The 25,279-nt window shown below is 58.8% G+C and carries 18 protein-coding genes; 7 read left to right on the top strand and 11 right to left on the bottom strand.

The features are described from left to right. Positions 1 to 31 precede the first annotated feature (31 nt). Together rcsC and gyrA are read right to left on the bottom strand one after the other, a co-directional pair. Entirely contained in the window at positions 32 to 2,872 is a 2,841-nt protein-coding gene (gene rcsC, locus ABLV76_RS19655; RefSeq protein ID WP_348878431.1) for a two-component system sensor histidine kinase RcsC, read from the bottom strand. 131 nt (positions 2,873 to 3,003) lie between these two features. Next, complete coding sequence (gyrA, locus tag ABLV76_RS19650) at positions 3,004 to 5,637, bottom strand: DNA topoisomerase (ATP-hydrolyzing) subunit A (RefSeq protein ID WP_004201688.1); 2,634 nt, start codon at positions 5,635 to 5,637, stop codon at positions 3,004 to 3,006. A gap of 146 nt (positions 5,638 to 5,783) precedes the next feature. On the opposite strand from gyrA, the gene ubiG reads away from it, so the two are divergent. From ubiG to yfaE, 4 genes are all read left to right on the top strand, one after another. Continuing rightward, complete coding sequence (ubiG, locus tag ABLV76_RS19645) at positions 5,784 to 6,512, top strand: bifunctional 2-polyprenyl-6-hydroxyphenol methylase/3-demethylubiquinol 3-O-methyltransferase UbiG (RefSeq protein ID WP_004201690.1); 729 nt, start codon at positions 5,784 to 5,786, stop codon at positions 6,510 to 6,512. A gap of 344 nt (positions 6,513 to 6,856) precedes the next feature. Further along, positions 6,857 to 9,142: a class 1a ribonucleoside-diphosphate reductase subunit alpha gene (nrdA, locus tag ABLV76_RS19640; RefSeq protein WP_004201691.1), complete on the top strand. Its 2,286-nt coding sequence runs from the start codon at positions 6,857 to 6,859 to the stop codon at positions 9,140 to 9,142. A gap of 101 nt (positions 9,143 to 9,243) precedes the next feature. Next, the gene (nrdB, locus tag ABLV76_RS19635; RefSeq protein ID WP_004140835.1) at positions 9,244 to 10,374 is read left to right on the top strand and encodes a class Ia ribonucleoside-diphosphate reductase subunit beta; all 1,131 of its coding nucleotides are present in this window, start codon (positions 9,244 to 9,246) and stop codon (positions 10,372 to 10,374) included. Beyond that, positions 10,374 to 10,628, top strand: coding sequence for a class I ribonucleotide reductase maintenance protein YfaE (yfaE, locus tag ABLV76_RS19630; RefSeq protein WP_004201692.1), 255 nt, complete (start codon positions 10,374 to 10,376; stop codon positions 10,626 to 10,628). Before nrdB ends, yfaE begins: the two co-directional genes overlap by 1 nt. A gap of 463 nt (positions 10,629 to 11,091) precedes the next feature. Here yfaE and glpQ read toward each other — a convergent pair whose 3' ends face one another. Together glpQ and glpT are read right to left on the bottom strand one after the other, a co-directional pair. Continuing rightward, positions 11,092 to 12,162, bottom strand: a complete 1,071-nt coding sequence (gene glpQ, locus ABLV76_RS19625) for a glycerophosphodiester phosphodiesterase (RefSeq protein WP_004201693.1) — start codon at positions 12,160 to 12,162, stop codon at positions 11,092 to 11,094. Between the two features lie 9 nt (positions 12,163 to 12,171). After that, positions 12,172 to 13,518: a glycerol-3-phosphate transporter gene (gene glpT, locus ABLV76_RS19620; protein WP_004201695.1), complete on the bottom strand. Its 1,347-nt coding sequence runs from the start codon at positions 13,516 to 13,518 to the stop codon at positions 12,172 to 12,174. A gap of 272 nt (positions 13,519 to 13,790) precedes the next feature. On the opposite strand from glpT, the gene glpA reads away from it, so the two are divergent. From glpA to glpC, 3 genes are read left to right on the top strand one after another with little or no spacing between them, the layout of a single operon-like run. Further along, positions 13,791 to 15,413 carry an anaerobic glycerol-3-phosphate dehydrogenase subunit A gene (gene glpA, locus ABLV76_RS19615; RefSeq protein ID WP_053810123.1) on the top strand — a complete coding sequence of 541 codons (1,623 nt, stop codon included), beginning with the start codon at positions 13,791 to 13,793 and terminating at the stop codon, positions 15,411 to 15,413. Next, on the top strand, positions 15,403 to 16,662 hold the full coding sequence (gene glpB / locus ABLV76_RS19610; protein WP_048295233.1) for a glycerol-3-phosphate dehydrogenase subunit GlpB: 1,260 nt from the start codon (positions 15,403 to 15,405) through the stop codon (positions 16,660 to 16,662). The genes glpA and glpB overlap by 11 nt, the downstream gene beginning before the upstream one ends. Beyond that, positions 16,659 to 17,837, top strand: coding sequence for an anaerobic glycerol-3-phosphate dehydrogenase subunit GlpC (glpC, locus tag ABLV76_RS19605; RefSeq protein ID WP_023318771.1), 1,179 nt, complete (start codon positions 16,659 to 16,661; stop codon positions 17,835 to 17,837). Before glpB ends, glpC begins: the two co-directional genes overlap by 4 nt. Positions 17,838 to 17,858: 21 nt before the next feature. On the opposite strand, the gene yfaU is transcribed toward glpC, so the two are convergent. The 7 genes from yfaU to ABLV76_RS19570 form a co-directional block, all read right to left on the bottom strand. Further along, a complete protein-coding gene (gene yfaU / locus ABLV76_RS19600; RefSeq protein ID WP_048325201.1) occupies positions 17,859 to 18,662 on the bottom strand; it encodes a 2-keto-3-deoxy-L-rhamnonate aldolase in 804 nt (267 codons plus the stop codon). 14 nt (positions 18,663 to 18,676) lie between these two features. Beyond that, complete coding sequence (locus ABLV76_RS19595; RefSeq protein ID WP_004201705.1) at positions 18,677 to 19,966, bottom strand: MFS transporter; 1,290 nt, start codon at positions 19,964 to 19,966, stop codon at positions 18,677 to 18,679. A 41-nt stretch (positions 19,967 to 20,007) separates the two neighbouring features. After that, positions 20,008 to 21,213: an L-rhamnonate dehydratase gene (gene rhmD / locus ABLV76_RS19590; protein WP_053810122.1), complete on the bottom strand. Its 1,206-nt coding sequence runs from the start codon at positions 21,211 to 21,213 to the stop codon at positions 20,008 to 20,010. 10 nt (positions 21,214 to 21,223) lie between these two features. Beyond that, complete coding sequence (locus tag ABLV76_RS19585) at positions 21,224 to 22,009, bottom strand: IclR family transcriptional regulator (protein WP_053810121.1); 786 nt, start codon at positions 22,007 to 22,009, stop codon at positions 21,224 to 21,226. 203 nt (positions 22,010 to 22,212) lie between these two features. Then, positions 22,213 to 23,409 (bottom strand): nicotinamide mononucleotide deamidase-related protein YfaY, encoded by a 1,197-nt coding sequence (locus tag ABLV76_RS19580; RefSeq protein WP_049004647.1) that lies wholly within the window; start codon positions 23,407 to 23,409, stop codon positions 22,213 to 22,215. Between the two features lie 102 nt (positions 23,410 to 23,511). After that, positions 23,512 to 24,054 carry a YfaZ family outer membrane protein gene (locus ABLV76_RS19575; protein ID WP_004201712.1) on the bottom strand — a complete coding sequence of 181 codons (543 nt, stop codon included), beginning with the start codon at positions 24,052 to 24,054 and terminating at the stop codon, positions 23,512 to 23,514. Positions 24,055 to 24,337: 283 nt separating this feature from the next. Beyond that, positions 24,338 to 25,267, bottom strand: coding sequence for an Rpn family recombination-promoting nuclease/putative transposase (locus ABLV76_RS19570; RefSeq protein WP_032453563.1), 930 nt, complete (start codon positions 25,265 to 25,267; stop codon positions 24,338 to 24,340). Positions 25,268 to 25,279: the final 12 nt, after the last annotated feature.

Here is a 25,279-nt window from a genome sequence, read left to right as displayed (position 1 = left end):
CCGTCTCGCCCCGGCGAGACGGAGCTCCCGATTATTCCCGCCCTTTACGTACCCGCGCCGCATATACCGTCAGCGTTTGCTTCAGCACGTCAAGCGTCACCGGCTTGGACAGACAGCTGTCCATCCCCGATTCCAGACAGCGCTGCTTCTCTTCCGCCAGGGCATTGGCCGTTACGCCAATCACTGGCAGCGTCAGGCCAAGCTGACGAATGCGCTGCGTCAGGCGATAGCCATCCATATTAGGCATGTTGACGTCGCTGAGCACAATATCGATGTGCTGCTTGCTGAGAACGTTGAGCGCGTCGACCCCGTCGTTGGCGGTCACGCACTTGTAGCCGAGCGATCCCAGCTGATCCGCCAGCAGGCGGCGGTTGATCGGATGATCGTCGACCACGAGAATCATCATGTCGTCGTTATTGCCGACCTGCGCCTCCGGCGCCATCAGCGCCCGGCTATTCTCCGCACTGGCCAGCGCGACGTGGAAAATACGTCCTAACAGCGGCAGCAGTTCATGCGGCGTCGTCACGCTATGCAGCCACTCGCCGGCGGCCCGCTCCTGCGGAATACCGATATGACGACGGCAGAAGATGACCATCGCCCTTCCCTGCCAGCCGCTCAGCGCTTCATCGTCAGTGAGTAAGACATCCTCGGCGTCCGGGGTTTCTCCGGCATGGCGGCGTACCGTCAGGCCGTGATAGCTGAGCAGCGAGGTGACGAACATCGCCAACGAGGTGTTGTGGATGGCCAGCCAGCAGGTCTTGCCAGCGAAACCGTCCGCCGTCACCTGCGGCGTGTTCTGCACGCCATACAGCGGGATGCGGATGGTAAAGCGGCTGCCCATTCCCGGCTCCGTTTCCACGGCGATATCGCCATCCATCATGCTGATCAGTTTTTCGCAGATCGCCAGGCCAAGGCCGGTGCCCTGGAAGTTGCGCTGCACGCCGGTCCCCACCTGGAAGAAAGGGTCGAAGAGGCGCAATACCTCTTTCGCCGGGATCCCCTCCCCGGTGTCGCGGACGCTAATCTGCAGATAATCTCCTGCGCACTGAACGTGCAGGATAATGCAGCCGGTGTCGGTGAACTTGATCGCATTGCTCAGCAGGTTTGAGATCACCTGCTGCAGACGCATCGGGTCGCCTGACATCTGTTCCGGAACGTCCGGTTCGATAAAGCAGTACAGACCCAGCTGCTTGCGCACCACCAGCGGCAGATAGTTGGCGGAGATATGGTTCATGACCTCGCGCGGGGAAAATTCCCGCGGCTCGATCTTCAACTGCTCGGACTCGATTTTGGAGAAATCGAGAATATCACTGATGATTTTCAGCAGCAGGCTCGAGGAGTTGTTCATCGCCGTCACCAGGCGATCGACGCCTTTCGGCAAGGCTTTAGTCTGCAGCAGATCGAGGTTACCGATGATGCCATACAGCGGGGTACGCAGCTCATGGCTGACGGTGGCAAGGAACATCGATTTCGACTGGCTGGCCTGCTCCGCCGCCTGGGCCATCTCCTGCAGCGACTCCTCCATCTTCACGCGGGCGGAAACGTCCACCAGCACGCAAATCGCCACGTTTTCATTGCGATAGCGCGAGTGGACAAAGCTAATCTGCAGGTTGGTATGGTTGCTGGTCAGCACATCGACAAAGTTGACCTGCTGGCCGCAGATAATCTGCGTCAGCCGCTGGCGGTCCTCGTGGGTCAGCATGTTCAGATAGTTGTGCGCCAGCTCGTTACTGAGAATGTTGGTCCCGTCGAGGGTGCGCAGAATACAGATCCCCACCGGGGCGGAGGCCACGATTTTGCGGTTGAACTGCTCATGCTCTTCCAGCCGTTGAGCGTCATTTTCCGCCGGGATAAAAATGCGCCGCTCATACATCCGCGCCAGCGCAAACAGCATCGCACCGCTGAGGATATTGAGAACGATGGCGTTGATGATCAGCATGCGGATCCGCTCCAGCACCTGGTCTACCGAGACGGAATAGACGATGCTCAGGGAGGACGGCGCGAGGCTTTTCTTCAGCACCAGCTCGCGGAAACCCGTGCTGTAGCCAAACCACATTCGCTCCTGCATCCACTTCGCTTCGCTCTGGATTTTGCCTTCCGCGCCGGCCAGCGAGATCAGCGGCTGGCCGTTATCGTCGAAGATCGTCACGCTCATCGGCAGGCTGCCCGGCGTAAAGAAGCTTTCCATGCGGATGGTCTGCTCCACGCCGAGCATCGCCTGCAGGCGATTGGCCATATAGATCGGCGTCAGGGCGTAAAAGTAGCCCACCCCGGGGCGCACGCCCTGGCTTATCCAGAAGAGGTTGTTGCCGCGCTCGTTTTGCGGCGCATTGCGGTATTGCTCAATGCGTTGATGCAGGACTTTCAGCGCCTGATCGCGCTCAATCGGCACGTCCCGCAGGCCAAAGTTGGCCATACAGAGATTATCGCTGCCGATGAGAAAGATGCGGTTAAGGTCGTAGGCGGCGGTAAAATTATCCCGCCAGTAGCGCATAAACCACGCCAGCGATTGGAGCGAATTACGCCAGGCGCTACTCATCGCGCTGCAGTCGGAGTCAGGATACAGGGGTTCAAAGCTGGGGATCGCAATATCGCCGCTTTGCCCTTGCGCTACCGCATCCCCTGCCGACAGCCGGTTACCGGCGACATACTTCAGCTCTTTAATCACGTCCGCCGTACGCTGAATGTAGCGCTGGGCCTGATCGGCATTGAGATTGAGCTCCTGATGGATCTCGGCTTCCCGCTCGTGTAGCGCGTTGACGATATAAAACACAGAGACAAACGCAATCAGCAGCCACAGCAATACCGCCAGCGCTCTGAACAGATAACGTGAAACCTTCAGGGTTGTGTGGAAAGAGGCAAGATATTTCAATGTGGCGATGCTCGGCCGTCAGGGACTCAACAGAATGGGGTTAAAGTAGCGGTAAACCGGCTTTGCCGCAATGTTAATGCAAAAAGGGCCGGGAGAATACCCGGCCCTTTCAGAACATTTACCTGGGACGATTACTCTTCGTCTTCGGCGATGTCGTCATCAGTATCCGCTTCCGGGGCGATATCGTCATCGCCTTCCGCCGCGCTACCGTCGATGGCGTCCAGCTCTTCATCGTCTACCGGCTCAGCGACGCGCTGCAGACCCACCACGTTTTCATCTTCCGCGGTGCGGATGAGGATCACGCCCTGGGTGTTACGGCCCACGATGCTCACTTCGGAAACGCGGGTACGCACCAGCGTCCCGGCGTCGGTGATCATCATGATCTGATCGCAATCATCCACCTGTACGGCGCCGACCACGGAACCGTTACGCTCGGTGACTTTGATCGAGATAACGCCCTGGGTAGCACGCGACTTGGTCGGATACTCAGCCGCGGCGGTACGTTTACCGTAACCGTTTTGCGTCACCGTCAGGATCGCGCCTTCGCCGCGCGGAATAATCAGCGAGACGACGCTGTCGTTTTCCGCCAGCTTAATGCCGCGTACGCCGGTGGCGGTACGGCCCATGGCGCGAACGGCATCTTCTTTGAAGCGCACGACCTTGCCGGCCGCGGAGAACAGCATCACTTCGTCCTGACCAGAGGTCAGATCGACGCCGATCAGCTCATCGCCTTCGTTCAGGTTCACCGCGATGATGCCAGCGGAACGCGGACGGCTGAACTCGGTCAGCGCGGTTTTCTTCACGGTACCGCTGGCGGTGGCCATAAAGACGTTAACGCCCTCTTCGTACTCGCGGACCGGCAGGATAGCGGTGATACGCTCATCGGCTTCCAGCGGCAGCAGGTTGACGATCGGACGACCGCGCGCGCCGCGGCTGGCTTCCGGCAGCTGATAGACCTTCATCCAGTACAGACGACCGCGGCTTGAGAAGCAGAGGATAGTGTCATGGGTGTTGGCCACCAGCAGGCGGTCAATAAAGTCTTCTTCTTTAATGCGCGCTGCCGATTTGCCTTTACCGCCACGACGCTGTGCTTCGTAGTCGGTCAACGGCTGATACTTCACATAGCCCTGATGCGACAGGGTGACCACCACGTCTTCCTGGTTGATCAGATCTTCGATGTTGATATCAGCGCTGTTGGCGGTGATTTCGGTACGACGTTCGTCGCCGAACTGGTCGCGGATCAGCTCCAGCTCTTCGCGAATCACTTCCATCAGACGGTCGGCGCTGCCGAGGATGTGCAGCAGTTCCGCGATCTGTTCCAGCAGCTCTTTATATTCGTCGAGCAGTTTTTCATGCTCAAGGCCGGTCAGTTTCTGCAGACGCAGATCCAGAATCGCCTGAGCCTGCTGCTCGGTCAGGTAGTATTTACCCTCGCGCACGCCGAACTCTGGCTCCAGCCATTCCGGACGCGCGGCGTCATCACCGGCACGTTCCAGCATCGCCGCGACATTACCGAGATCCCACGCCTGGGCAACCAGCGCCGCTTTCGCTTCAGCCGGGGTCGGCGCGCGACGGATCAGTTCGATAATCGGGTCGATGTTGGCCAGCGCCACGGCCAGCGCTTCGAGGATATGCGCCCGGTCGCGCGCTTTGCGCAGTTCGAAAATCGTACGACGGGTCACCACTTCGCGGCGGTGGCGCACGAAGGCGGCGATGATGTCTTTCAGGTTCATGATCTTCGGCTGGCCATGGTGCAGCGCAACCATGTTGATACCGAAGGAGACCTGCAGCTGGGTCTGGGAATAGAGGTTGTTGAGCACCACTTCCCCTACCGCGTCGCGCTTCACTTCAATCACGATGCGCATCCCGTCTTTATCAGACTCATCACGCAGCGCGCTGATGCCTTCCACGCGTTTTTCTTTTACCAGCTCGGCGATTTTCTCAATCAGGCGCGCTTTGTTCACCTGATAAGGAATTTCATGCACGATGATGGTTTCGCGGCCGGATTTGGCGTCCACTTCCACTTCCGCGCGCGCGCGGATGTAGACTTTACCGCGACCGGTGCGGTAGGCCTCTTCAATGCCGCGACGGCCGTTGATAATGGCGGCGGTCGGGAAATCAGGGCCAGGAATATGCGCCATCAGCCCTTCAATGCTGATGTCTTCGTCGTCGACATAGGCCAGACAGCCGTTGATCACTTCCGTCAGGTTATGCGGCGGTATGTTGGTGGCCATCCCGACGGCGATCCCGGAGGCGCCGTTTACCAGCAGGTTAGGAATTTTGGTCGGCATGACGTCCGGAATACGCTCCGTACCGTCATAGTTGTCAACGAAATCGACCGTCTCTTTTTCAAGATCGGCCATCAGCTCATGAGCGATTTTCGCCAGACGAATTTCGGTATAACGCATCGCCGCGGCGGAGTCGCCGTCGATGGAACCAAAGTTACCCTGGCCGTCCACCAGCATGTAACGCAGCGAGAACGGCTGCGCCATACGGACGATGGTGTCGTATACCGCGGAGTCGCCGTGCGGGTGGTATTTACCGATTACGTCACCAACGACACGGGCTGATTTTTTATAGGCTTTGTTCCAGTCATTGCCCAATACGTTCATGGCGTAAAGTACGCGACGGTGTACCGGCTTCAGGCCATCTCGGACATCCGGCAGCGCACGGCCAACAATGACCGACATCGCATAATCCAGATAAGAGTTCTTAAGCTCTTCCTCAATGTTGACCGGTGTAATTTCTCTCGCAAGGTCGCTCATCTAACCGCTATCCCTCTACTGTATCCCGGATTCAAAGGTCGCAAATTATAACACAGCCGCGCTAAGAGAGGTAAAGCAATACGGTTTATTCATGGCGCGCTGCTGATATACTCCCAGGTCTGAACAGAAAAGGAGTAAAAGCGCCCATGAATGCCGAAAAAACGTCGGTAGCCCCTAACGTCGATCATGCTGAAATCGCCAAATTCGAAGCCGTCGCCTCGCGCTGGTGGGATCTGGAGGGCGAGTTCAAACCGCTCCACCGCATTAATCCCCTGCGGCTGGGCTATATCGCCGAACGCTCAGGCGGCCTGTTCGGTAAAAAAGTCCTCGATGTCGGCTGCGGCGGCGGCATTCTCGCCGAGAGTATGGCGCGCGAAGGCGCGACGGTCACCGGACTGGACATGGGCGCCGAACCGCTGCAGGTGGCGAAACTGCACGCCCTGGAGAGCGGTATTCAGGTGGAATATGTTCAGGAAACGGTTGAGGAACATGCCGCGAAGCACGCGCAGCAATACGATGTCGTCACCTGCATGGAAATGCTGGAGCACGTCCCTGACCCACAGTCGGTAGTCCACGCCTGCGCGCGGCTGGTGAAGCCTGGCGGTCAGGTCTTCTTCTCCACCATCAACCGCAACGGTAAAGCGTGGCTGATGGCGGTGGTCGGCGCGGAATATGTCATGAAGATGGTGCCCAAAGGCACCCATGATGTGAAAAAGTTTATCAAGCCGGCCGAACTGCTGGGCTGGGTAGATCAGACTACTCTGAAAGAGCAGCATATCATCGGTCTGCATTACAATCCGTTGACCAACACCTTCAAGTTGGCGCCAGGGGTTGATGTTAACTATATGTTGCATACCAGCGCCAAAAAAGCGTGACGTCAGCAGCTGCGCTTATGATGATTGCGCGGCATCAAGCCGCGTGATTATTTCTTCCGATGAAGAAATCAGCACTCGATCAAATTTTCATTTTTTTTTCTGTTTTATTGACTTCTTCTCCAGGCCTTATGCGACGTGGACTTGCGGATTATTACCCTTCCGCAACCTCAATTTAACGTCAAAATCAACCCTTGTACTCAAAAGATTCCTTACTAAAATACTCACCATATAGCGTTCCTTTTATCGACAACCCCCTACATATAGTATTTATCCACAGAGTTAGTCACAACGGCCTTCTGTGGATAAACGGGGGATATTTTCTTTCACGGACAGGTAAAATCCACATGAATCAGAGTCTGCTGGTGACAAAGCGCGACGGGACCACCGAGCGCATCAATCTCGACAAAATCCATCGCGTACTGGATTGGGCGGCAGAAGGACTGAATAACGTTTCGATTTCCCAGGTAGAGCTGCGCTCGCATATCCAGTTCTATGACGGCATTAAAACCGCGGACATCCACGAAACCATTATTAAAGCCGCTGCGGACCTGATCTCCCGCGAGGCGCCGGATTACCAGTACCTCGCCGCACGTCTGGCGATCTTCCACTTGCGTAAAAAAGCCTTCGGCCAGTTTGAGCCGCCGGCGCTTTACGATCACGTGGTGAAGATGGTCGAGAAGGGTAAATACGATCATCATCTGCTGGAAGACTACACGGAAGAAGAGTTCCAGCAGATGGACGGTTTCCTCGACCACTGGCGCGACATGAACTTCTCCTACGCTGCCGTGAAGCAGCTGGAAGGCAAGTATCTGGTACAGAACCGCGTCACCGGCGAAATTTATGAGAGCGCGCAGTTCCTTTATATTCTGGTGGCTGCCTGCCTGTTCTCTAACTACCCGCGCGAAACGCGTCTGGACTACATCAAGCGTTTCTACGACGCGGTGTCGACCTTTAAAATCTCGCTGCCGACGCCGATCATGTCCGGTGTGCGTACCCCGACCCGTCAGTTCAGCTCCTGCGTGCTGATCGAGTGCGGCGACAGCCTGGATTCCATCAACGCCACCTCCAGCGCGATTGTGAAATACGTTTCCCAGCGCGCCGGCATCGGCATCAACGCCGGCCGTATTCGCGCGCTGGGCAGCCCGATCCGCGGCGGCGAAGCCTTCCACACCGGCTGCATTCCGTTCTACAAACATTTCCAGACTGCGGTGAAGTCCTGCTCGCAGGGCGGCGTTCGCGGCGGCGCGGCGACCCTCTTCTACCCAATGTGGCATCTGGAAGTGGAAAGCCTGTTGGTGCTGAAAAACAACCGCGGTACCGACGCCAACCGCGTTCGTCACATGGACTACGGGGTGCAGATCAATAAGCTGATGTACACCCGTCTGCTGAAGGGCGGCGACATTACCCTGTTCAGCCCTTCCGACGTCCCGGGCCTGTATGACGCCTTCTTCGCCGATCAGGACGAGTTTGAGCGCCTGTACACCCAGTACGAGCAGGACGACAGCATTCGCAAGCAGCGCATTAAAGCGGTTGAGCTGTTCTCGCTGATGATGCAGGAGCGCGCCTCCACCGGCCGCATCTACATCCAGAACGTCGACCACTGCAACACCCACAGCCCGTTCGATCCGGTGGTCGCCCCGGTGCGCCAGTCTAACCTGTGCCTGGAGATCGCTCTGCCGACTAAACCGCTGGAAGACGTCAACGACGAAAACGGCGAAATCGCGCTATGCACCCTGTCGGCCTTCAACCTCGGGGCTATCGACAGCCTCGACGAGCTGGAAGAGCTGGCGGTGCTGGCGGTGCGTGCCCTGGACGCGCTGCTCGACTATCAGGATTACCCCATCCCGGCCGCCAAACGCGGCGCAATGGGCCGCCGTACGCTGGGCATCGGCGTGATCAACTTCGCTTACTATCTGGCGAAGCATGGCAAACGCTACTCCGACGGCAGCGCCAACAACCTGACCCACAAAACGTTCGAAGCGATTCAGTACTACCTGCTGAAGGCCTCCAACGAGCTGGCTATCGAACAGGGCGCCTGCCCGTGGTTCAACGAAACCACCTATGCGCAGGGTATCCTGCCGATCGATACCTACAAAAAAGACCTGGACGGCATCGTCAGCGAATCCCTGCACTACGACTGGGAAGCGCTTCGCGAGTCCATTAAAACCCACGGCCTGCGCAACTCTACGCTCTCCGCGCTAATGCCGTCCGAGACCTCGTCGCAGATCTCCAACGCCACCAATGGCATCGAGCCGCCGCGCGGTCACGTGAGTATCAAAGCCTCGAAGGATGGGATCCTGCGCCAGGTGGTGCCGGATTACGAAAACCTGCAGAACGCCTACGAGCTGCTGTGGGAAATGCCAAACAACGACGGCTACCTGCAGCTGGTGGGTATCATGCAGAAGTTTATCGACCAGTCGATCTCTGCGAATACCAACTACGATCCGACGCGCTTCCCGTCCGGAAAAGTGCCGATGCAGCAGTTGCTGAAAGACCTGCTCAACGCCTATAAATTCGGCGTCAAAACGCTGTACTATCACAACACCCGTGATGGCGCTGAAGACGCTCAGGATGACCTGGCCCCGTCCATTCAGGACGACGGCTGCGAAAGCGGCGCTTGTAAGATCTAAGGTATTTTTGCCGGGTGGCGCTATGCTTACCCGGCCTACGATTTTGTAGGCCCGGCCAACCCATTCCCGCCGGGCAATACAGTTCAACAGGACTCACTTCAATGGCATACACCACTTTTTCACAGACGAAAAACGATCAGCTGCTTGAGCCAATGTTTTTTGGCCAGCCGGTTAACGTGGCCCGCTACGATCAGCAAAAATACGACATCTTTGAAAAGCTGATTGAAAAGCAGCTCTCCTTCTTCTGGCGCCCGGAAGAGGTTGACGTTTCCCGCGATCGCATCGACTACCAGGCGCTGCCGGAACATGAAAAACACATTTTCATCAGCAACCTGAAGTACCAGACGCTGCTCGACTCCATCCAGGGCCGCAGCCCGAACGTCGCTCTGCTGCCGCTGATCTCCATCCCGGAGCTGGAGACCTGGGTGGAAACCTGGGCCTTCTCTGAGACCATTCACTCGCGCTCGTACACCCATATCATCCGCAACATCGTCAACGATCCGGCGACCGTGTTCGACGATATCGTCACCAACGAGCAGATCCAGAAGCGTGCCGAGGGGATCTCCCACTATTACGATTCGCTGATCGAGATGACCAGCTACTGGCACCTGCTGGGCGAAGGCACCCACACCGTCAACGGCAAGACCGTGACCGTCAATCTGCGCGAGCTGAAAAAGAAACTCTATCTGTGCCTGATGAGCGTTAACGCCCTGGAAGCGATCCGCTTCTACGTCAGCTTCGCCTGCTCCTTCGCTTTCGCCGAGCGCAAACTGATGGAAGGCAACGCCAAAATTATCCGCCTGATCGCCCGCGATGAAGCGCTGCACCTGACCGGCACTCAGCATATGCTGAACCTGCTGCGCTCCGGCAGCGACGATCCGGAAATGGCGGAAATCGCCGAAGAGTGCAAACAGGAGTGCTATGATCTGTTCGTGCTGGCGGCCCAGCAGGAGAAAGAGTGGGCGGACTACCTGTTCCGCGACGGCTCGATGATTGGCCTGAACAAAGATATTCTCTGCCAGTACGTCGAGTACATCACCAATATCCGCATGCAGGCGGTGGGCCTTGATCTGCCGTTCCAGACCCGCTCCAACCCGATCCCGTGGATCAACACCTGGCTGGTCTCCGACAACGTTCAGGTGGCGCCGCAGGAAGTAGAGGTCAGCTCTTACCTGGTCGGCCAGATCGACTCTGAAGTCGATGCCGACGATCTGAGCAACTTCCAGCTGTAATGAAGCGGATCTTCTTGAAAATCTCTGACACTCGCCTTGAGTGTCAGGATGAACACCCTTCCCTGTTGGCTGCTCTTGAATCGCATAATATCGACGTCGAGTATCAATGCCGCGCAGGCTATTGCGGCTCCTGCCGCACCCGTCTGGTCTCCGGCCAGGTTGACTGGCTGACCGAGCCGCTGGCCTTTATCCAGCCGGGCGAGATTTTGCCCTGCTGCTGCCGGGCGAAAGGCGATATTGAGATCGAGATGTAGTCTTGTCAGGTGGCGCTACGCTTACCTGAGCTACTGTTCCAGGACCGGCCGTTTACGTACTGCCGCCCTGGGCTGCTGAAACTGACGGTGTTGACGGCCTCAAAATCGCTGAGACGTTCCCGGAAGGCCGGGGCAGCCCGCATGGATGCGGGCTGAGGGCCGTGTTTTGCAGGGACGCTGCCTCGGCCCGACCCGAAGCCTGCAGGGATAAGTCGAAGGGACCGCGCAGCGGCGATTTTGCTGGCCGGAGCCCGGGGGTACAGGGGGAGGCGGCGACTGGCCTCCCCCTGTGCGCTCCCTGCGCTATGAAAGGCATAACGCAGAAGAAATATCGGGAGCGCAATCTTCCAGGAAATATCATAGAACAAACGTTATTCCCGGGTCGAAATCGTTGCACGCCGAGAACCGTGTCAACAAAACCGCAGTTCGTACGCCGGGTAAGGCGCAACCGCCACCCGGCTTTTTAGCGTTTCGCGTCCAGGAACTGCACCGCTTTATCCGGGAAATCGGTAAACAAGCCGTCGACGCCCGCCTGGTTATACAGCAGGTCATAGAGCTGATTAACGTTAGTCGCGTACTCCGGCAACTGATCCGCGCGCACGGTGTACGGATGCACCTGCAGATGGCTGGCGTGCGCCTCTTTCACCATCGCCGTCAACTTCACCGCCCCCGGCTTTGAGCCTTCCGCCACCAGCATATGGTAATCCGGACCAATGCCGTCGGCGTATTGTGCAATCTGCGCCATGGCCCCCGGCTTGAACATCCAGTCATAGCTGTAGTTCACCCATTGGCCATCGGCCTGTTTCTGCTGGGTTTCATTCCAGTCGGTATAGGCGATGAGCTGCACCAGATTAAGATCCATGCCCATCTTCGGCTCCAGCTCATTTTTAATGCGCTTCAGCTCGTTGGCGTCAAAGCACTGCAGATAGACCTTATCCTGCTTGCTGGTGTAGCCATACTCTTTCAGCACTTTCAGGGTGCTGGCGGCAATATCTTTGCCTTCCTGATGGTGGAACCACGGCGCTTTGATTTCCGGGTAAATACCGATGTTTTTGCCGGTGGAATGGTTCAGTCCCTGGACAAACTCAATCTCCTCTTCAAAGGTATGAATGCGGAAATCGGATTTGCCCATCGGGAAACGCCCGGGGTAGGTTTGCACGTTCTTGCCATCTTTCGGCTCAAAGCCTTCGGTAAACTTCAGCGACTTAATCTCGGCCAGGGTAAAGTCGATGGCGTAGAAACGGCCATCTTGACGCGCCCGCTGCGGGAAGCGCTGAGCGACGTCGGTCACCCGGTCGAGATAATGGTCGTGCAACACCACCAGCCGGTCGTCTTTGGTCATCACCAGGTCTTGCTCAAGGTAATCCGCCCCCTGCGCGTAGGCCATCGCTTTCGCCGGCAGGGTATGTTCGGGCAGATAACCGCTGGCGCCCCGGTGGGCGATAACCATTTTATCCGCCGCTGTCGCGCTGAAGCACAGCGCCGAACTGGCCAACATCATGCCGCTCATTAGCGTGGTGAGTTTCATGTTCATCGCCGCTCCTTAGGCTTGTTTCAGCTGTTGATGATGACGGCGTTCACCGAGCATCACGATAACCAGCAGGACGACCGCCAGCACACTGCCGCCGATCATTACCATAAAGCCGCCGTCCCAGCCGAAGAAATCGACGGTGTAGCCGACGATGGCGCTCGCGGCCACGGAGCCGCCGAGATAACCGAACAGACCGGTGAAGCCTGCCGCGGTGCCGGCAGCTTTCTTCGGCGCCAGCTCCAGCGCATGCAGACCAATCAGCATCACCGGGCCGTAGATCAGGAAGCCGATAATAATCATACAGGCCATATCCACGCCCGGGTTACCCGCCGGGTTCAGCCAGTACACGATGGTAGCGATGGTCACCAGGGTCATAAAGAACACGCCGGTGGCGCCGCGGTTGCCTTTAAACACCTTATCCGACATCCAGCCGCACAGCAGGGTGCCCGGGATCCCCGCGTACTCGTACAGGAAGTAGGCCCAGGAGGATTTATCCAGCGCGAAGTGCTTCACCTCTTTCAGGTAGGTCGGCGACCAGTCGAGAATGCCGTAGCGCAGCAGATAAACGAAGACGTTGGCGACCGCGATGTACCACAGCAGCTTGTTCGGCAGAATGTACTGCATAAAGATCTGCTTCGCCGTCAGCTCTTGTTCATGCTCTTCGCTGTAATCGTCCGGGTAGTCATTTTTATATTCTTCGATTGGCGGCAGGCCGCAGGATTGCGGAGTATCGCGCATCATCGCAAAGGCGAAAATCGCCAGCAGGATAGCGGCGAACGCCGGCATATAGAGCGCCGCGTGCCAGTCGTTAAACCAGGCCATACCCAACAGGAACAACAGCGGCGGGATCCCGCCGCCGACGTTATGCGCACAGTTCCACACTGAAACAATTCCGCCACGCTCTTTCTGCGACCACCAGTGGACCATGGTACGGCCGCACGGCGGCCAGCCCATCCCCTGGAACCAGCCGCAGAGGAACAGCAGCACGAACATGATCATGATGCTCGAGGTGGCCCACGGTACGAAGCCCATCACCAGCATCACCAGCGCGGCGAGGATCAGCCCCGCCGGCAGGAAAATGCGCGGATTCGAACGGTCAGAGACCGATCCCATGATGAATTTCGAAAATCCGTAGGCAATGGAGATGCCGGAAAGGGCGAAACCGAGGTCGCCGCGGGAGAAACCCTGCTCGATAAGATAGGGCATCGCCAGGGCAAAGTTCTTACGAACCAGATAGTAAGCGGCATAACCAAAGAAGATGCCGATAAAAATCTGCCAGCGTAACCGACGATAGAGCGGGTCGATCTCCGCGGCTGGCAAACGCGCTTTATGCGCGGCGGGTTTAAAAATACTTAACATATCAGCCTCCGTGGCCCTTGCTGTTTTTTACTGACGTCACGACAACAATCCCAGATTAATCACTAACTTCGAATCTGGCCGCGATGGTAGGCAATACGTAGAGCTGATACTGTGAAACATCGCACAATTTGTTACAGAAATATGACAAAAGGTTCCAATGTGAGCACGAAATCACATAACACGCTCAAATAACGCTCGAATGTGCTCGAAATCAAACAATAACCTTATAGACTGTGGCTAAATGGTGTTAAACGAAAGCAAAGGAGCTGAAGATGACGGGACGTCTGGATAGCGAGGTCATAATCATCGGCGGCGGAGCAACCGGCGCCGGTATCGCCCGCGATTGCGCCCGGCGCGGATTACGCACACTGCTCATTGAGCGTCATGATATCGCCACCGGGGCCACCGGCCGTAATCATGGGCTGTTGCACAGCGGCGCCCGCTATGCGGTGACTGACAACGAATCCGCCCGCGAATGCATCAGTGAGAACCGCATCCTGCGCCGCATCGCCCGTCACTGTATCGAACCTGCCGGCGGTCTGTTCATAACCCTGCCTGAAGACGATCTGGCATATCAGCAGACCTTTATCGCCGCCTGCCAGCAGGCTGGCATAGAGGCCACGCCGCTCTCTGCGCAGGAGGCGCTGCGCCGCGAGCCCGCCGTCAACCCGGCGCTGCTGGGGGCGGTGCAGGTTCCGGACGGCACCATTGACCCGTTTCGCCTCACCGCGGCCAATATGCTCGACGCCCGCGAACACGGCGCGCAGATCCTCACCGGCTGCGAAGTCACTGGCCTGCTGCGCCAGGGCGATCGCGTCTGCGGCGTCCAGGTGTACGACCGTCAGCTTCACCAGACCCGCACGCTGCACGCCGGGGTAGTGGTTAATGCCGCCGGGATCTGGGGGCAGCGCATTGCGGAATATGCCGACCTGCGCATCACCATGTTCCCGGCGAAGGGATCGCTGTTGATCCTCGACCACCGGATTAACAACCTGGTGATCAACCGCTGCCGTAAGCCGGCCGATGCCGATATTCTGGTGCCCGGGGATACCATCTCGCTGATCGGCACCACCTCGATGCATATTCCTTATGACGAAATTGACGACAACCGGGTCACGACCGCGGAAGTCGATACCCTGCTGCGCGAAGGCGAAAAGCTGGCGCCGGTCATGGGCCGCACCCGGATCCTCCGCGCCTACTCCGGCGTCCGCCCGCTGGTGGCCAGCGACAACGATCCCAGCGGACGCAGCGTCAGCCGCGGCATCGTCCTGCTCGACCATGCTCAGCGTGACGGCATGGAAGGCTTCATTACCATCACCGGCGGCAAGCTGATGACCTATCGCCTGATGGCCGAGTGGGCCACCGACGCCGTCTGTCGTAAGCTGGGAAACACTATCCCCTGTACCACGGCCGAGAGCCCGCTGCCCGGCTCACAGGAGCCGACGGAAAGCACCCTGCGAAAAATTATCTCCCTGCCTGGCCCGCTGCGCGGCTCTGCCGTCTACCGCCATGGCGATCGCACTCCGGCCTGGCTTGGCGACAGCCGCCAGCACCGTAGCCTGGTCTGCGAATGCGAAGCCGTCACCGCTGGTGAAGTGAAATACGCGGTGGAAAATCTGGCGGTCAACACCCTGCTCGACCTGCGCCGCCGTACCCGGATTGGCATGGGGACCTGCCAGGGGGAACTCTGCGCCTGCCGCGCCGCCGGGCTGCTGCAGCGCTTTAACGTCACCACCCCCGCGCAGTCGTTGGCCCAGCTGTCGGCGTTTCTCAATGAACGCTGGAAGGGCGTGCAGCCCATCGCCTGGGGCGACGCGCTGCGCGAAAGCGAATTCACCCGCTGGGTCTACCTCGGCCTGTGCGGACTGCCACAGGAGCATCAGGATGAAATTTGACTGCGCGATTATCGGCGGCGGACTGGCCGGTCTGCTGTGCGGCCTGACGCTGAATCAGTCCGGCCTGCGCAGCGTTATCATCAGCCGCGGGCAAAGCGCGCTGCATTTTTCCTCCGCGTCGTTAGATCTGCTCTCGGCGCTGCCGAACGGCGATAACGTCACTGACCTCGCGCAAGGTCTGCAGCAGCTCGCTGAACTGCTTCCTGAGCACCCTTATTCCCGGCTCGGTGCCGGGGCGGTGCTCGAATACGCTAAACAGACTGAAGCCCTGCTGACCACCTGCGGGGCGGTGATGCAGGGCGACGCGCACCACCCGCACCGGCGAGTAACGCCGCTGGGGACGCTGCGCGCGGCGTGGCTATCGCCGCAGGAGGTTCCTGTCGCGCCACTCCCCCGACAAGGGGTCTGCCTGGTGGGGATCAGCGGCTTTGCCGATTTTCAGCCGCATCTCGCCGCCGCCGCGCTCGGGCAAACCGGCGTTACCGCCGTGGCGGCGGAAATCGAGTTACCGCTGCTGGATGTGTTGCGTGACAACCCCACCGAATTTCGCGCCGCCAATATCGCCCGCCTCCTCGACGATGAAAACCACTGGCCTGCCCTGCACGCGGCGCTGCTGCCCCTGGCGCAGCAGCATGAGCTGCTGATCATGCCCGCCTGCTTTGGTCTCGCCGACGATCGCCTGTACCACTGGCTGCAGGCGCGCCTGCCCTGCCCGCTGCGTCTGCTGCCGACGCTGCCGCCTTCGGTTCCCGGGATGCGCCTGCACAGTCTGCTGCAGCGGCAGTTTATTCGCGGCGGCGGCACCTGGCTTGCCGGCGATGAAGTGGTGAACATCAGCCATCGACAGGGCGCCGTCGAGGCCGTCTGGACGCGAAATCACGGCGATATTGCGCTGCGTCCGCGTTTTACCGTGCTGGCCAGCGGCAGCTTTTTCAGCAACGGTCTTGTCGCCACGCGGGAGAGCGTGCGCGAACCCATTCTTGGTCTCGATCTGCAACAGACCCTGCCGCGCGACGACTGGTACCAGCGGGACTTCTTTGCCTCCCAGCCGTGGCAGCGCTTCGGGGTGAAAACCGATGCCCTGCTGCGTCCCCTGCTGGGCGGGCAGCCGTTCAGCAATCTGTTCGCCATCGGTTCGCTGCTCGGCGGGTTCGATGCCATTCAGCTCGGCTGCGGCGGCGGGGTCTGTGCCGTCACCGCGCTGCACGCCGCCAGACAGATCCACGCTCTTGCCGGAGGCCGGCCATGAACGATACCCGTTTTGAAAGCTGCATTAAGTGCACGGTCTGTACCACCACCTGTCCGGTAAGCCGGGTCAATCCGCGTTATCCCGGGCCGAAACAGGCGGGGCCGGATGGCGAACGCCTCCGCCTGAAGGATGGCGCGCTTTACGATGAGGCGCTCAAGTACTGCATCAACTGCAAGCGCTGTGAGGTGGCCTGCCCGTCGGATGTGAAAATTGGCGATATCATTCAACGCGCCCGGGCACAGTACGGCCAGCAAAAGCCGACCCTGCGCGACGCCATCCTCAGCCATACCGACCTGATGGGCACCCTTTCCACCCCCTTTGCCCCACTGGTTAATGCCACCACCGGCTTAAAACCGGTACGCCGCCTGCTCGACGCAGCGCTCCATATCGATCATCGCCGCACGCTGCCGAAATATGGCTTCGGTACCTTCCGCCGCGCTTACCGCCAGCTCGCGGCCCACCAGACGCAGTACCCTGAGCAGGTGGCCTTCTTTCATGGTTGCTACGTCAACTATAACCACCCGCAGCTGGGCAAGGACCTGATTCGCGTCGTCAATGCGCTGGGCACCGGCGTGCAGTTGTTATCAAGGGAAAAATGCTGCGGCGTGCCGCTGATCGCCAACGGCTTTTTTGACAAAGCGCGTAAGCAGGCGCTGAGCAACGTCGCCGCGATGCGGGAAAACGCGCTGCCGATCATTGCCACCTCTTCGACCTGCACCTTTACCCTGCGCGATGAATACCCTCACCTCCTGGATGTTGACAACAGCGACCTCCGCGACCGGGTGGAACTGGCCACTCGCTGGATCTGGAAACAACTGGATAGTGGCAAAACGCTGCCGCTGCGCCGGCTGCCGCTGAAGGTGGTCTATCACACCCCGTGCCATATGGAGAAAATGGGCTGGTCGCTGTATACCCTCGAACTGCTACGGCTGATCCCCGGCCTGCAGCTGGAGGTGCTGGATTCCCAGTGCTGCGGCATCGCCGGCACCTACGGCTTTAAGACTGAGAATTACGCGGTATCACAGGCTATCGGCGCCCCGCTGTTCCGTCAGATTGAGGAGAGCGGAGCCGACATCGTCGTCACCGACTGCGAGACCTGCAAATGGCAGATAGAAATGTCCACCAGCAAACGCTGCGAACATCCGCTGACGGTGCTGGCGCAGGCGCTCGCCTGAGTCCGGCGCCAGCCTGCGCCGTCAATAGCTCGCTTTCCCCTGCGGCTGAGCGCTGGCGGATTTAAACATCGCCAGCCGGCGGTCCAGCGCCTCGGTGTAGAGCATGGTATCGACCCCGACGGCGACGAAATTGGCCCCCCAGGCGAGACATTTTTCCGCCATCGCCGGGTCGACCGCCAGAAATCCGGCCGCTTTTCCCGCCGTGCGAATGCGCCGGATGCTCTGCTCAATCACCCGCTGCACGTCAGGATGGCCGGCATCGTCCGGGTGCCCCAGCGAAGCGGAGAGATCCGCCGGACCGATAAATACGCCGTCAATGCCCTCCACCTCGAGGATAGCGTCCAGATTTTCCAGCGCGGTTCGGCTCTCTACCTGAATCAGCAGACAGAGTTCGTCATTCGCCTCCGCCATATAATTCTCCACTCTGCCCCAGCGTGCCGCCCGGGCCACGCCGGCGCCCACGCCGCGGCTACCGACGGGAGGATAACGGGTTGCCGAGACGACTTCCCGCGCCTGCTCGGCGGTATCGACCATCGGCACCAGCAACGTTCTGGCGCCAATATCCAGCACCTGTTTTATCAGACTGCGGCTGCCCTCCACCGGTCGGATCACCGGCTGACTGGCATAGGGAGCGATGGCCTGGAGCTGATGATAAAGGTCCTGAATGGTGTTCGGGGCATGCTCGCCGTCGATCAGCAGCCAGTCATATCCTGAGGTGGCGGCAATCTCCGCCATATAGGAGGAGGTCGAGCTCAGCCACAGGCCAATTTGCGTCTCACCGCGTAATAATCCACGTTTGAAGGGGTTAGATAACAGTGCGTTCATAGCGATTCCTTTAATCAATGCTGTACGCTGCCGCGCTGAGGAACCGCGCGGGTGAGGCTTAATGAGAAGATGATGATCACCCCGACGATGGCCACACCGGCCAGGGTTAACAATCCGGCGGCGCTGCTGGCGAACAGCGTTTCGGCCTGCACGCGAACGATTGGCGCCAGAAAGCCGCCGATGGCGCCAAACAGGTTAACGAAGCCAATCCCGGCGGCCAGCGCCGTGCCGGAGAGCAGCTGCGTCGGCATCGTCCAGAAGACCGGCTGCACGGCAATCACCCCAACCGCCGCCACGCACAGCGCGATGATAGCCAGCACCGGCGCCACCAGTCCGGAAACCGCAATCCCGACCGCTGCCGCCAGCAGCGTCAGCGCGGCAATATTGCGCCGCTCGCCGGTGCGATCGGAGTAGCGAGGGATAAGCCAGGTGCCGAACAGCGCCGCCACCCATGGGATAGCCGTCACCACCGACGCAATGAAGCCGACTTTGGTGCCCAACAGCGCGGCGACCTGAGTAGGCAGGAAGAAAATCAGGCCATAGACCGCCACCTGAATGGTCATGTAAATCAGCGCCAGCTGCCAGACCCGCCCGTTACGCAGCGCATCGGACAGGCGCGAGGTGACCTTTTTCTCCTCCTCTCGCGCCAGCTCGCCGATCAGCGCCTGTTTCTCCGCAGCGCTCAGGAAGCGGGCATGCTGCGGCGAATCGTCCAGCCAGAAGAAGGTGAACGCTCCCGCGGCGACAGCAAGCAGGCCTTCAATCACAAACATCCAGAACCAGCCGGGATGGCCCATAAACCCATGCATCTCCAGCAGCGCGCCGGATAAAGGCGAACCGAGCGTCAGCGCCAGCGGCGCCCCCATATAAAAAAGCCCCATAATGCTGGCGCGGTTTTGCTGGGGAAACCACTGTGAAGTGAGGTAGATCATGCCGGGGAAGAAGCCCGCCTCCGCCGCGCCCAGCAGGGTGCGTACCAGCAGGAATTTCGCTTCCGTATCCGCCCACGCCATCGCCGCCGACAGCACGCCCCACAGCAGCGTGGTGCAGCCGATCCATTTTCTGGCGCCGAATTTGCGCATCAGCAGGTTGGCCGGTACCCCGAGAAAGGCATAGACCACAAAGAAAATCCCCGCCCCCAGCGCATAGGCTTCGTTGCTGAGGCCCGTATCCAGCTGGTAGGTCTCTTTGGCGAAACCGATATTCGAACGGTCAAGAAACGCCAGCACGTACAGCGCCAGCATAAAGGGGATTAAGCGGGCGCGGTTTTTCTTCACCACGCTCTCCAGCAGTGTGTTGCTCATCATAATATCCTCAGGCGTGGGCCGCCGGGCGGCCCGGGGGATCAGTGTTGATAAGGACGTTTCAGGTTGCAGTCGCGATTGAGCTCGACGCCAAAGCCGGGTTTATCCAGTACCGATTTATGAATGCGCCCCCTCTCAGGCACCGGCTCGCCGAGCAGGATCGGGTCGAACTGCGGACGCAGCGTGGCGCAGTCCGGACTGGTCATCAGAAACTCGCTGAACGGCGTGTTGGTGAAGGTGATCACCGCATGATGGGAGTACACCGACGAGCCGTGCGGCACCACCAGCTGCCCGCGCGCTTTAGCAATAGCCGCTATCTCCACCAGCGTGGTTAAGCCGCCGCACCAGCCGACGTCGGGCTGCATAATATCAATCCCGGTCTCCGACAGGGTGCGGAAGGACTGCAGGGTGCCGTGGTGCTCGCCGCTGGTCACCATCATCCCGGCCGGCGCCTGGCGCTTCAGCTCGCGATAACCTTCATACTGCTGCGGCGGCAGGCACTCCTCGATCCACTTAAGGTTGTAAGGGGCGCAGGCATGGGCAAGTTTGGTGGCATAGTTAACGTCCTGGCTCATCCAGCAGTCCAGCATTAACCAGAAATCCGGGCCGCATTTTTCGCGCATGTCCGCCACCATGGCGACGTCTTTGCGGATCCCGGCGTCGCCATCGTGCGGCCCCCAGTGGGTGGGCATTTTGCCGCCGATAAAGCCCATCTCCTGCGCCAGATCCGGACGAGCGCCGGTAGCATAGAACTGGATTTCGTCACGCACCGCTCCGCCCAGCAGTTTGTAGACCGGCAGGCCAACCACTTTCCCGAACAGATCCCACAGCGCGAGGTCGACACAGGAGATAGTGTTCATCACCAGACCGCCGGATCCTGCGTAGTAGAGGGTGGCGTTAAGCATCTGGTCATGGATCAGTTTGATATCGCTGACGCATTTGCCTTCGATAAAGCGGTTGAGATGTTTCTCCACGATAAAGCAGCCCATCTCTCCGGCCGTCGACACGGCAAAGCCGGTCTGCCCGTTGTCAGCCTCCACTTCCACAATCAGCGTGCCCAGCACGTTGATGCCAAACGACTGGCGGGACTGCTCATACTGTTTATATTTGCTCATCGGGGTAGCGATATGATCGTCAATCCAGTGGTTAGCCCCCTGATCGTGGTAATCGCCGCCGCCGACGCCCTGCTCTGCCGTGGCGCCGCCGGTAAACCAGGCACGGACGTGTTTAATTTTCGGTAGGGTCATGGTGTTCTCCTTATGATGAGGCGAGTTGTTCGAAGGGGCTTTTCCACCCCAGCAGTCGTGAAATATCTTTCGCGCAGGCAATCGCCTTACCGGCCAGATAATCGCGATTGTCTTCATTGATTTGCAGACGGGTGCCCACCACCGAGATGGCGGCGGTCAGGTCGTTATTGGCGTTAAACACCGGGGCGGCCACGCAGCGCACGTCCGGGTAGTCCTCGCCATTATCAAAGCTCCAGCCCCGGGCGCGGATCCGCCCCAGCTCCTCCCGCAGCTGTTGAGCATTGCTGATGGTCGTTGGCGTAGCCCGCTCCCACTGCAGTTCATCGATAATGAATGCCTGAACCCCGGCGGGCTGCCAGGCCAGCAAACATTTGCCGATCCCGGAGCGGTAAAGCGACAGGCTCTTTCCTTCGTGCGAACGCACGCTAATGGTGGCGGGTGATTCAATTTTCAGAATGTAGTAGGCGTTACCGTGATCGATAATGCCCAGATGGCAGAGCAGGCCGCACTCATCCATCAGCCGGGTCAGGCGTGGCCGCGCCAGCTCGCGCAGGTCCATTTTGCTTAGCGCCTGCCCGGCCAGCTCCACCAGTTTGGTCCACAGGCAGTAGTTATCCTGATTATCCATACTGATGAAGCGCTGCTTTTTCAGCTCGCCCAGCAGCAGATAAACCGTGCTTTTCGGGATCCCCAGCTCCGCTATTATCGTCGCCGCGCTGCAGGGTCCGATGCGGCCAATTAAATTGAGGATCTCAATCGCGCGGGTCAGCGCCGGGACTTTCGTTGATTCCAACATACTGGACTCCAATCCTGAATACTGGAATCAGTGTTGCGGTTGTCCGGGCGGTAAAGTGTGAGCGACATCGCGGGGCAATCGCTTTCCCGTATGCTGGACCGTTCGCAGCGGAAAATTGCGACTTAACGCACAGAATTTTTTCAGGAGAGTACAACAGGCTGGACAACCGGCGCCAGGGAGAAGCCCGTGCGCCGGGAAACGACTTACAGCGAGAGGGAATCCACCACGTTAATCCAGCCATGTTCGCTGGCCAGCGGTTGGCCATTCAGCCAGCGACGCAGCAGGTTTAATGCCATCATGGCGCAGACTTCCTGGCGTACCGCCAGGCTGTGGCGGGTGACGCTGAACTTCACCCGCAGCGCGAAGGTGCCGTCCGGGGTGGCCAGGGCCACGTTAAGATGATCGTTCTCCTGGCCGCTCACCGCCAGGGCCAGGCCGGCAAAATGGTTTATGCGCCGCTCGGCCGCCCAGCGGGCCGCCTGCGCCAGCGTCTCCTCCTGCGCCGGGACCACTTCGCTGGCCAGCAGCGGCGCGCCGGCGCGGGACAGCTGGAGCGCCAGCAGACCGCCGGTAAACTGCTCGCTGAGCGTCAGGCTCAGCTGCCGCTCCTGCAGGGAGCGTGCAATCTGCGCCGGTAACCCTTCAGTGCCTTCGAAAATCAGGCTGTCGCCAGCCACTTTACGCACTTCCGGCCACAGAGCCAGCATGGCGTCACGCTGCTCAGCCGGTCCGGTCAGCTTCAGCTCAATGATCGGCATCGACGAGCGGTAGCCCATCACGACGCCAGGCGGTAACGTCAGCGGATTGAGGTTTTGCGCCAGCTCGCTTTCCGAGCGGCCAAAAGTGGTCAGCCGCAGGCATACCGGCGGTTCCGGCAGCGTAAAGCGCTGGCGCAGGCGCGGTAAAATCTCCTGCTCGACCATCACTTTGAATTCAGAGGGAACGCCGGGGGTGAAAAACATCAGGCAGCGATTGAGCTGGATGGCAAAGCCGCAGGCCGTGCCCACCGGGTTATTGATCATCTCGGCGCTGGCGGGGATTTCCGCCTGCTTACGGTTGCTTTCCGCCATCGGCCGCCCGCGTTCAGCAAAGAAGCGGGTCATGGTATCCAGCCACTCCGGATGCAAAATAAGCCCTTCGCCTTTCGCGGTGGCCGCGGCCAGCGCGCTCAGGTCGTCGCTGGTGGGGCCGAGGCCGCCATTGACGATCAGCACATCCGCCTGTTCGCTGCGTTCGCGCAGAATCGCCACCAGCGCATCGAGATCGTCGCCGACGGTATGACGGCGCGTTAACGGTAAACCCTGATTAAAAAAGAAATCCGCCAGCCATGCTGCATTGGTGTCAACGATTTGACCATGCAACACTTCATCGCCAGTGGACAGCATTTCCACATTCAACATTGCTCACTCCTTGCCTGCCAGGTGGCAAATACTATAACGCAAAGCGGGAGGCTGACGAGGAGGAAAATCTGGCGCGGCAAGAAGAGACCGCGCCGGAGGAGATTAGAAGCTGGCGCTGGCGCCGATGTACGGGCCGTCGGCGATGGTGTTATCGCGGTTGCCATCTTTACCCGCCAGGTTCAGATAGCGATAGCCCGCCTGGATGCTGAGCGGACGCATAATGGTCCAGCTGGCGCCGACGTTGGCTTCCTGATAGCTGTCAATACCGCTGGAGAGGGAATCTGGAGAATAGTAGTAGTCGCCATACAGACGGAAGCTGTCGCCGATTTTCCACTGCAGGCCGCCGCCGACCGCGGCCGCATAACCTTCATCACCCTGTTTCGGGTTGGTGTATACCCCTTTACCGCCAACGGTCGCGAGGAACGGCCCCAGCGGAATATTCAGGCCCAGGCCTAAACCCGCGGCGTCGCCATCGTTATCGCTGTGCAGCCAGTTACCCGAAACAGCCAGACCGGTGGACTCGGTGCCGAAGCCGACCCCAAGGTTGGTGTAATGCTCGCCTGCTTCGCCGGTAACGCTGATCGCATGGGCCGCCGAAGAAACCAGCATGACGCCAGCCAGCGCCATAAAAATGCTTTTTTTCATTATTTACTCTATCCAGAAAATTAAAATCAAAGAAGTCCCGAAAAAACTCGAAAATTCTACTGCGCACTCGTCAGGAATCAATGACCTGGCGAAATGATTTTTCACAAGAGTGTAACCAGTTGCGTCTTTTTACAGCAATACCGCCGCGCATTTGCGAAAGAAAGTAAATTTCATCGCATTCAAATTCAGTGGAATTATATTTAATTAGGTTGTATTGATTAAATAAATCTATATTTACCTGCGCAGTCGCCGTCGCGCAGGCTGTTTGAAGGAAGCAGAAAAATTAATGGGCGAGCAGGGCCAGGCGCTCCGGCGCAAGCCCCGTCAGCTTCGCCACCAGCGCCAGATCAAGCCCGTTTTCCAGCATCGCCTGGGCAATACGTTGCGCAGCCAATTGTTCTCCCTGTTCAAGACCTTGCTGCAGGCCCTGCTCAAGGCCCTGCTGATGGCCGCGTTGTTCCAGAAACTGGGCAATGTTCATTAGCGTCTCCTTATGCAGCCGCCTGGGGACATTTTGCGCAAGATTACGTAAAAAGGCGACCGGATCGGCGGCATTTCCTGCCTGCAATAAATAGTGAAGCAGCGTCCTGAGCTGTCTGCGGCTAGTGTATCCCAGCGCTAACAGGCTGGCTAGTTGCTCCTGCAGTTCCATCATATCGCGTTGCCGGATATGCTTTTGCAGCAACTCAAGCATCGCGACCCGTCGGTGCTGCATTATTGTATCGTCAGGAAGCACCGTGATATCGATTAAGTGAAAATCCTGATTGTATACTTGCCGCGCGGTTTGCGGATGAGCAAATCCTTCCAGCCAGCACATGGGATACGGCCAGGGCGAGACTTGCCCATGATAAAAAAGCAGCGGGATCACCAATGGCAGTTGCGTATGTCCTTTATCCAGATGGCGCTGCATCGCTGCTATCGCATAACGCATCAGGCGAAATGCCATATGACGGTCCGCAGAGCTTTGATGTTCGATAAGCAGATAGATATATCCGTCCCCCGCCTGGGTTTGCAGCGAGTAAAGAATATCGGAATGGCTGGCGCGCAGGTCTTCATCGATAAAACTTCCGGACTCCAACTGCAGCGTTTGCAGATTGCATAATTCTCGCAAATGTTCAGGAAGGTGAATGTCCAGAAAATCCCGCGCCGTCGCCCGATGCGACAGTAGGTGTTTAAACACGGCGTCATGTGGGGAATGGGTGGTCCTTTCCATGGTGGCTCTCCA

Source organism: Klebsiella sp. GB_Kp047, from assembly GCF_040065235.1.
In the GTDB taxonomy this organism is placed as follows: domain Bacteria; phylum Pseudomonadota; class Gammaproteobacteria; order Enterobacterales; family Enterobacteriaceae; genus Klebsiella; species Klebsiella quasipneumoniae.
The sequence above is the reverse complement of the archived record's forward strand: the minus strand, read 5'-3'. Positions and strand labels throughout refer to the sequence as shown.

Excerpts from the sequence above, each read along its gene's own strand:
- ABLV76_RS19575 (WP_004201712.1), bottom strand. The coding sequence starts at position 24,054 with ATGAAAAAAAGCATTTTTATGGCGCTGGCTGGCGTCATGCTGGTTTCT.
- ABLV76_RS19595 (WP_004201705.1), bottom strand. The coding sequence starts at position 19,966 with ATGAGCAACACACTGCTGGAGAGCGTGGTGAAGAAAAACCGCGCCCGC.
- ABLV76_RS19570 (WP_032453563.1), bottom strand. The coding sequence starts at position 25,267 with ATGGAAAGGACCACCCATTCCCCACATGACGCCGTGTTTAAACACCTA.
- ubiG (WP_004201690.1), top strand. The coding sequence starts at position 5,784 with ATGAATGCCGAAAAAACGTCGGTAGCCCCTAACGTCGATCATGCTGAA.
- glpA (WP_053810123.1), top strand. The coding sequence starts at position 13,791 with ATGACGGGACGTCTGGATAGCGAGGTCATAATCATCGGCGGCGGAGCA.
- nrdA (WP_004201691.1), top strand. The coding sequence starts at position 6,857 with ATGAATCAGAGTCTGCTGGTGACAAAGCGCGACGGGACCACCGAGCGC.
- yfaU (WP_048325201.1), bottom strand. The coding sequence starts at position 18,662 with ATGAACGCACTGTTATCTAACCCCTTCAAACGTGGATTATTACGCGGT.
- ABLV76_RS19585 (WP_053810121.1), bottom strand. The coding sequence starts at position 22,009 with ATGTTGGAATCAACGAAAGTCCCGGCGCTGACCCGCGCGATTGAGATC.
- rhmD (WP_053810122.1), bottom strand. The coding sequence starts at position 21,213 with ATGACCCTACCGAAAATTAAACACGTCCGTGCCTGGTTTACCGGCGGC.
- nrdB (WP_004140835.1), top strand. The coding sequence starts at position 9,244 with ATGGCATACACCACTTTTTCACAGACGAAAAACGATCAGCTGCTTGAG.
- glpT (WP_004201695.1), bottom strand. The coding sequence starts at position 13,518 with ATGTTAAGTATTTTTAAACCCGCCGCGCATAAAGCGCGTTTGCCAGCC.
- yfaE (WP_004201692.1), top strand. The coding sequence starts at position 10,374 with ATGAAGCGGATCTTCTTGAAAATCTCTGACACTCGCCTTGAGTGTCAG.
- glpB (WP_048295233.1), top strand. The coding sequence starts at position 15,403 with ATGAAATTTGACTGCGCGATTATCGGCGGCGGACTGGCCGGTCTGCTG.
- glpC (WP_023318771.1), top strand. The coding sequence starts at position 16,659 with ATGAACGATACCCGTTTTGAAAGCTGCATTAAGTGCACGGTCTGTACC.
- glpQ (WP_004201693.1), bottom strand. The coding sequence starts at position 12,162 with ATGAACATGAAACTCACCACGCTAATGAGCGGCATGATGTTGGCCAGT.
- ABLV76_RS19580 (WP_049004647.1), bottom strand. The coding sequence starts at position 23,409 with ATGTTGAATGTGGAAATGCTGTCCACTGGCGATGAAGTGTTGCATGGT.
- gyrA (WP_004201688.1), bottom strand. The coding sequence starts at position 5,637 with ATGAGCGACCTTGCGAGAGAAATTACACCGGTCAACATTGAGGAAGAG.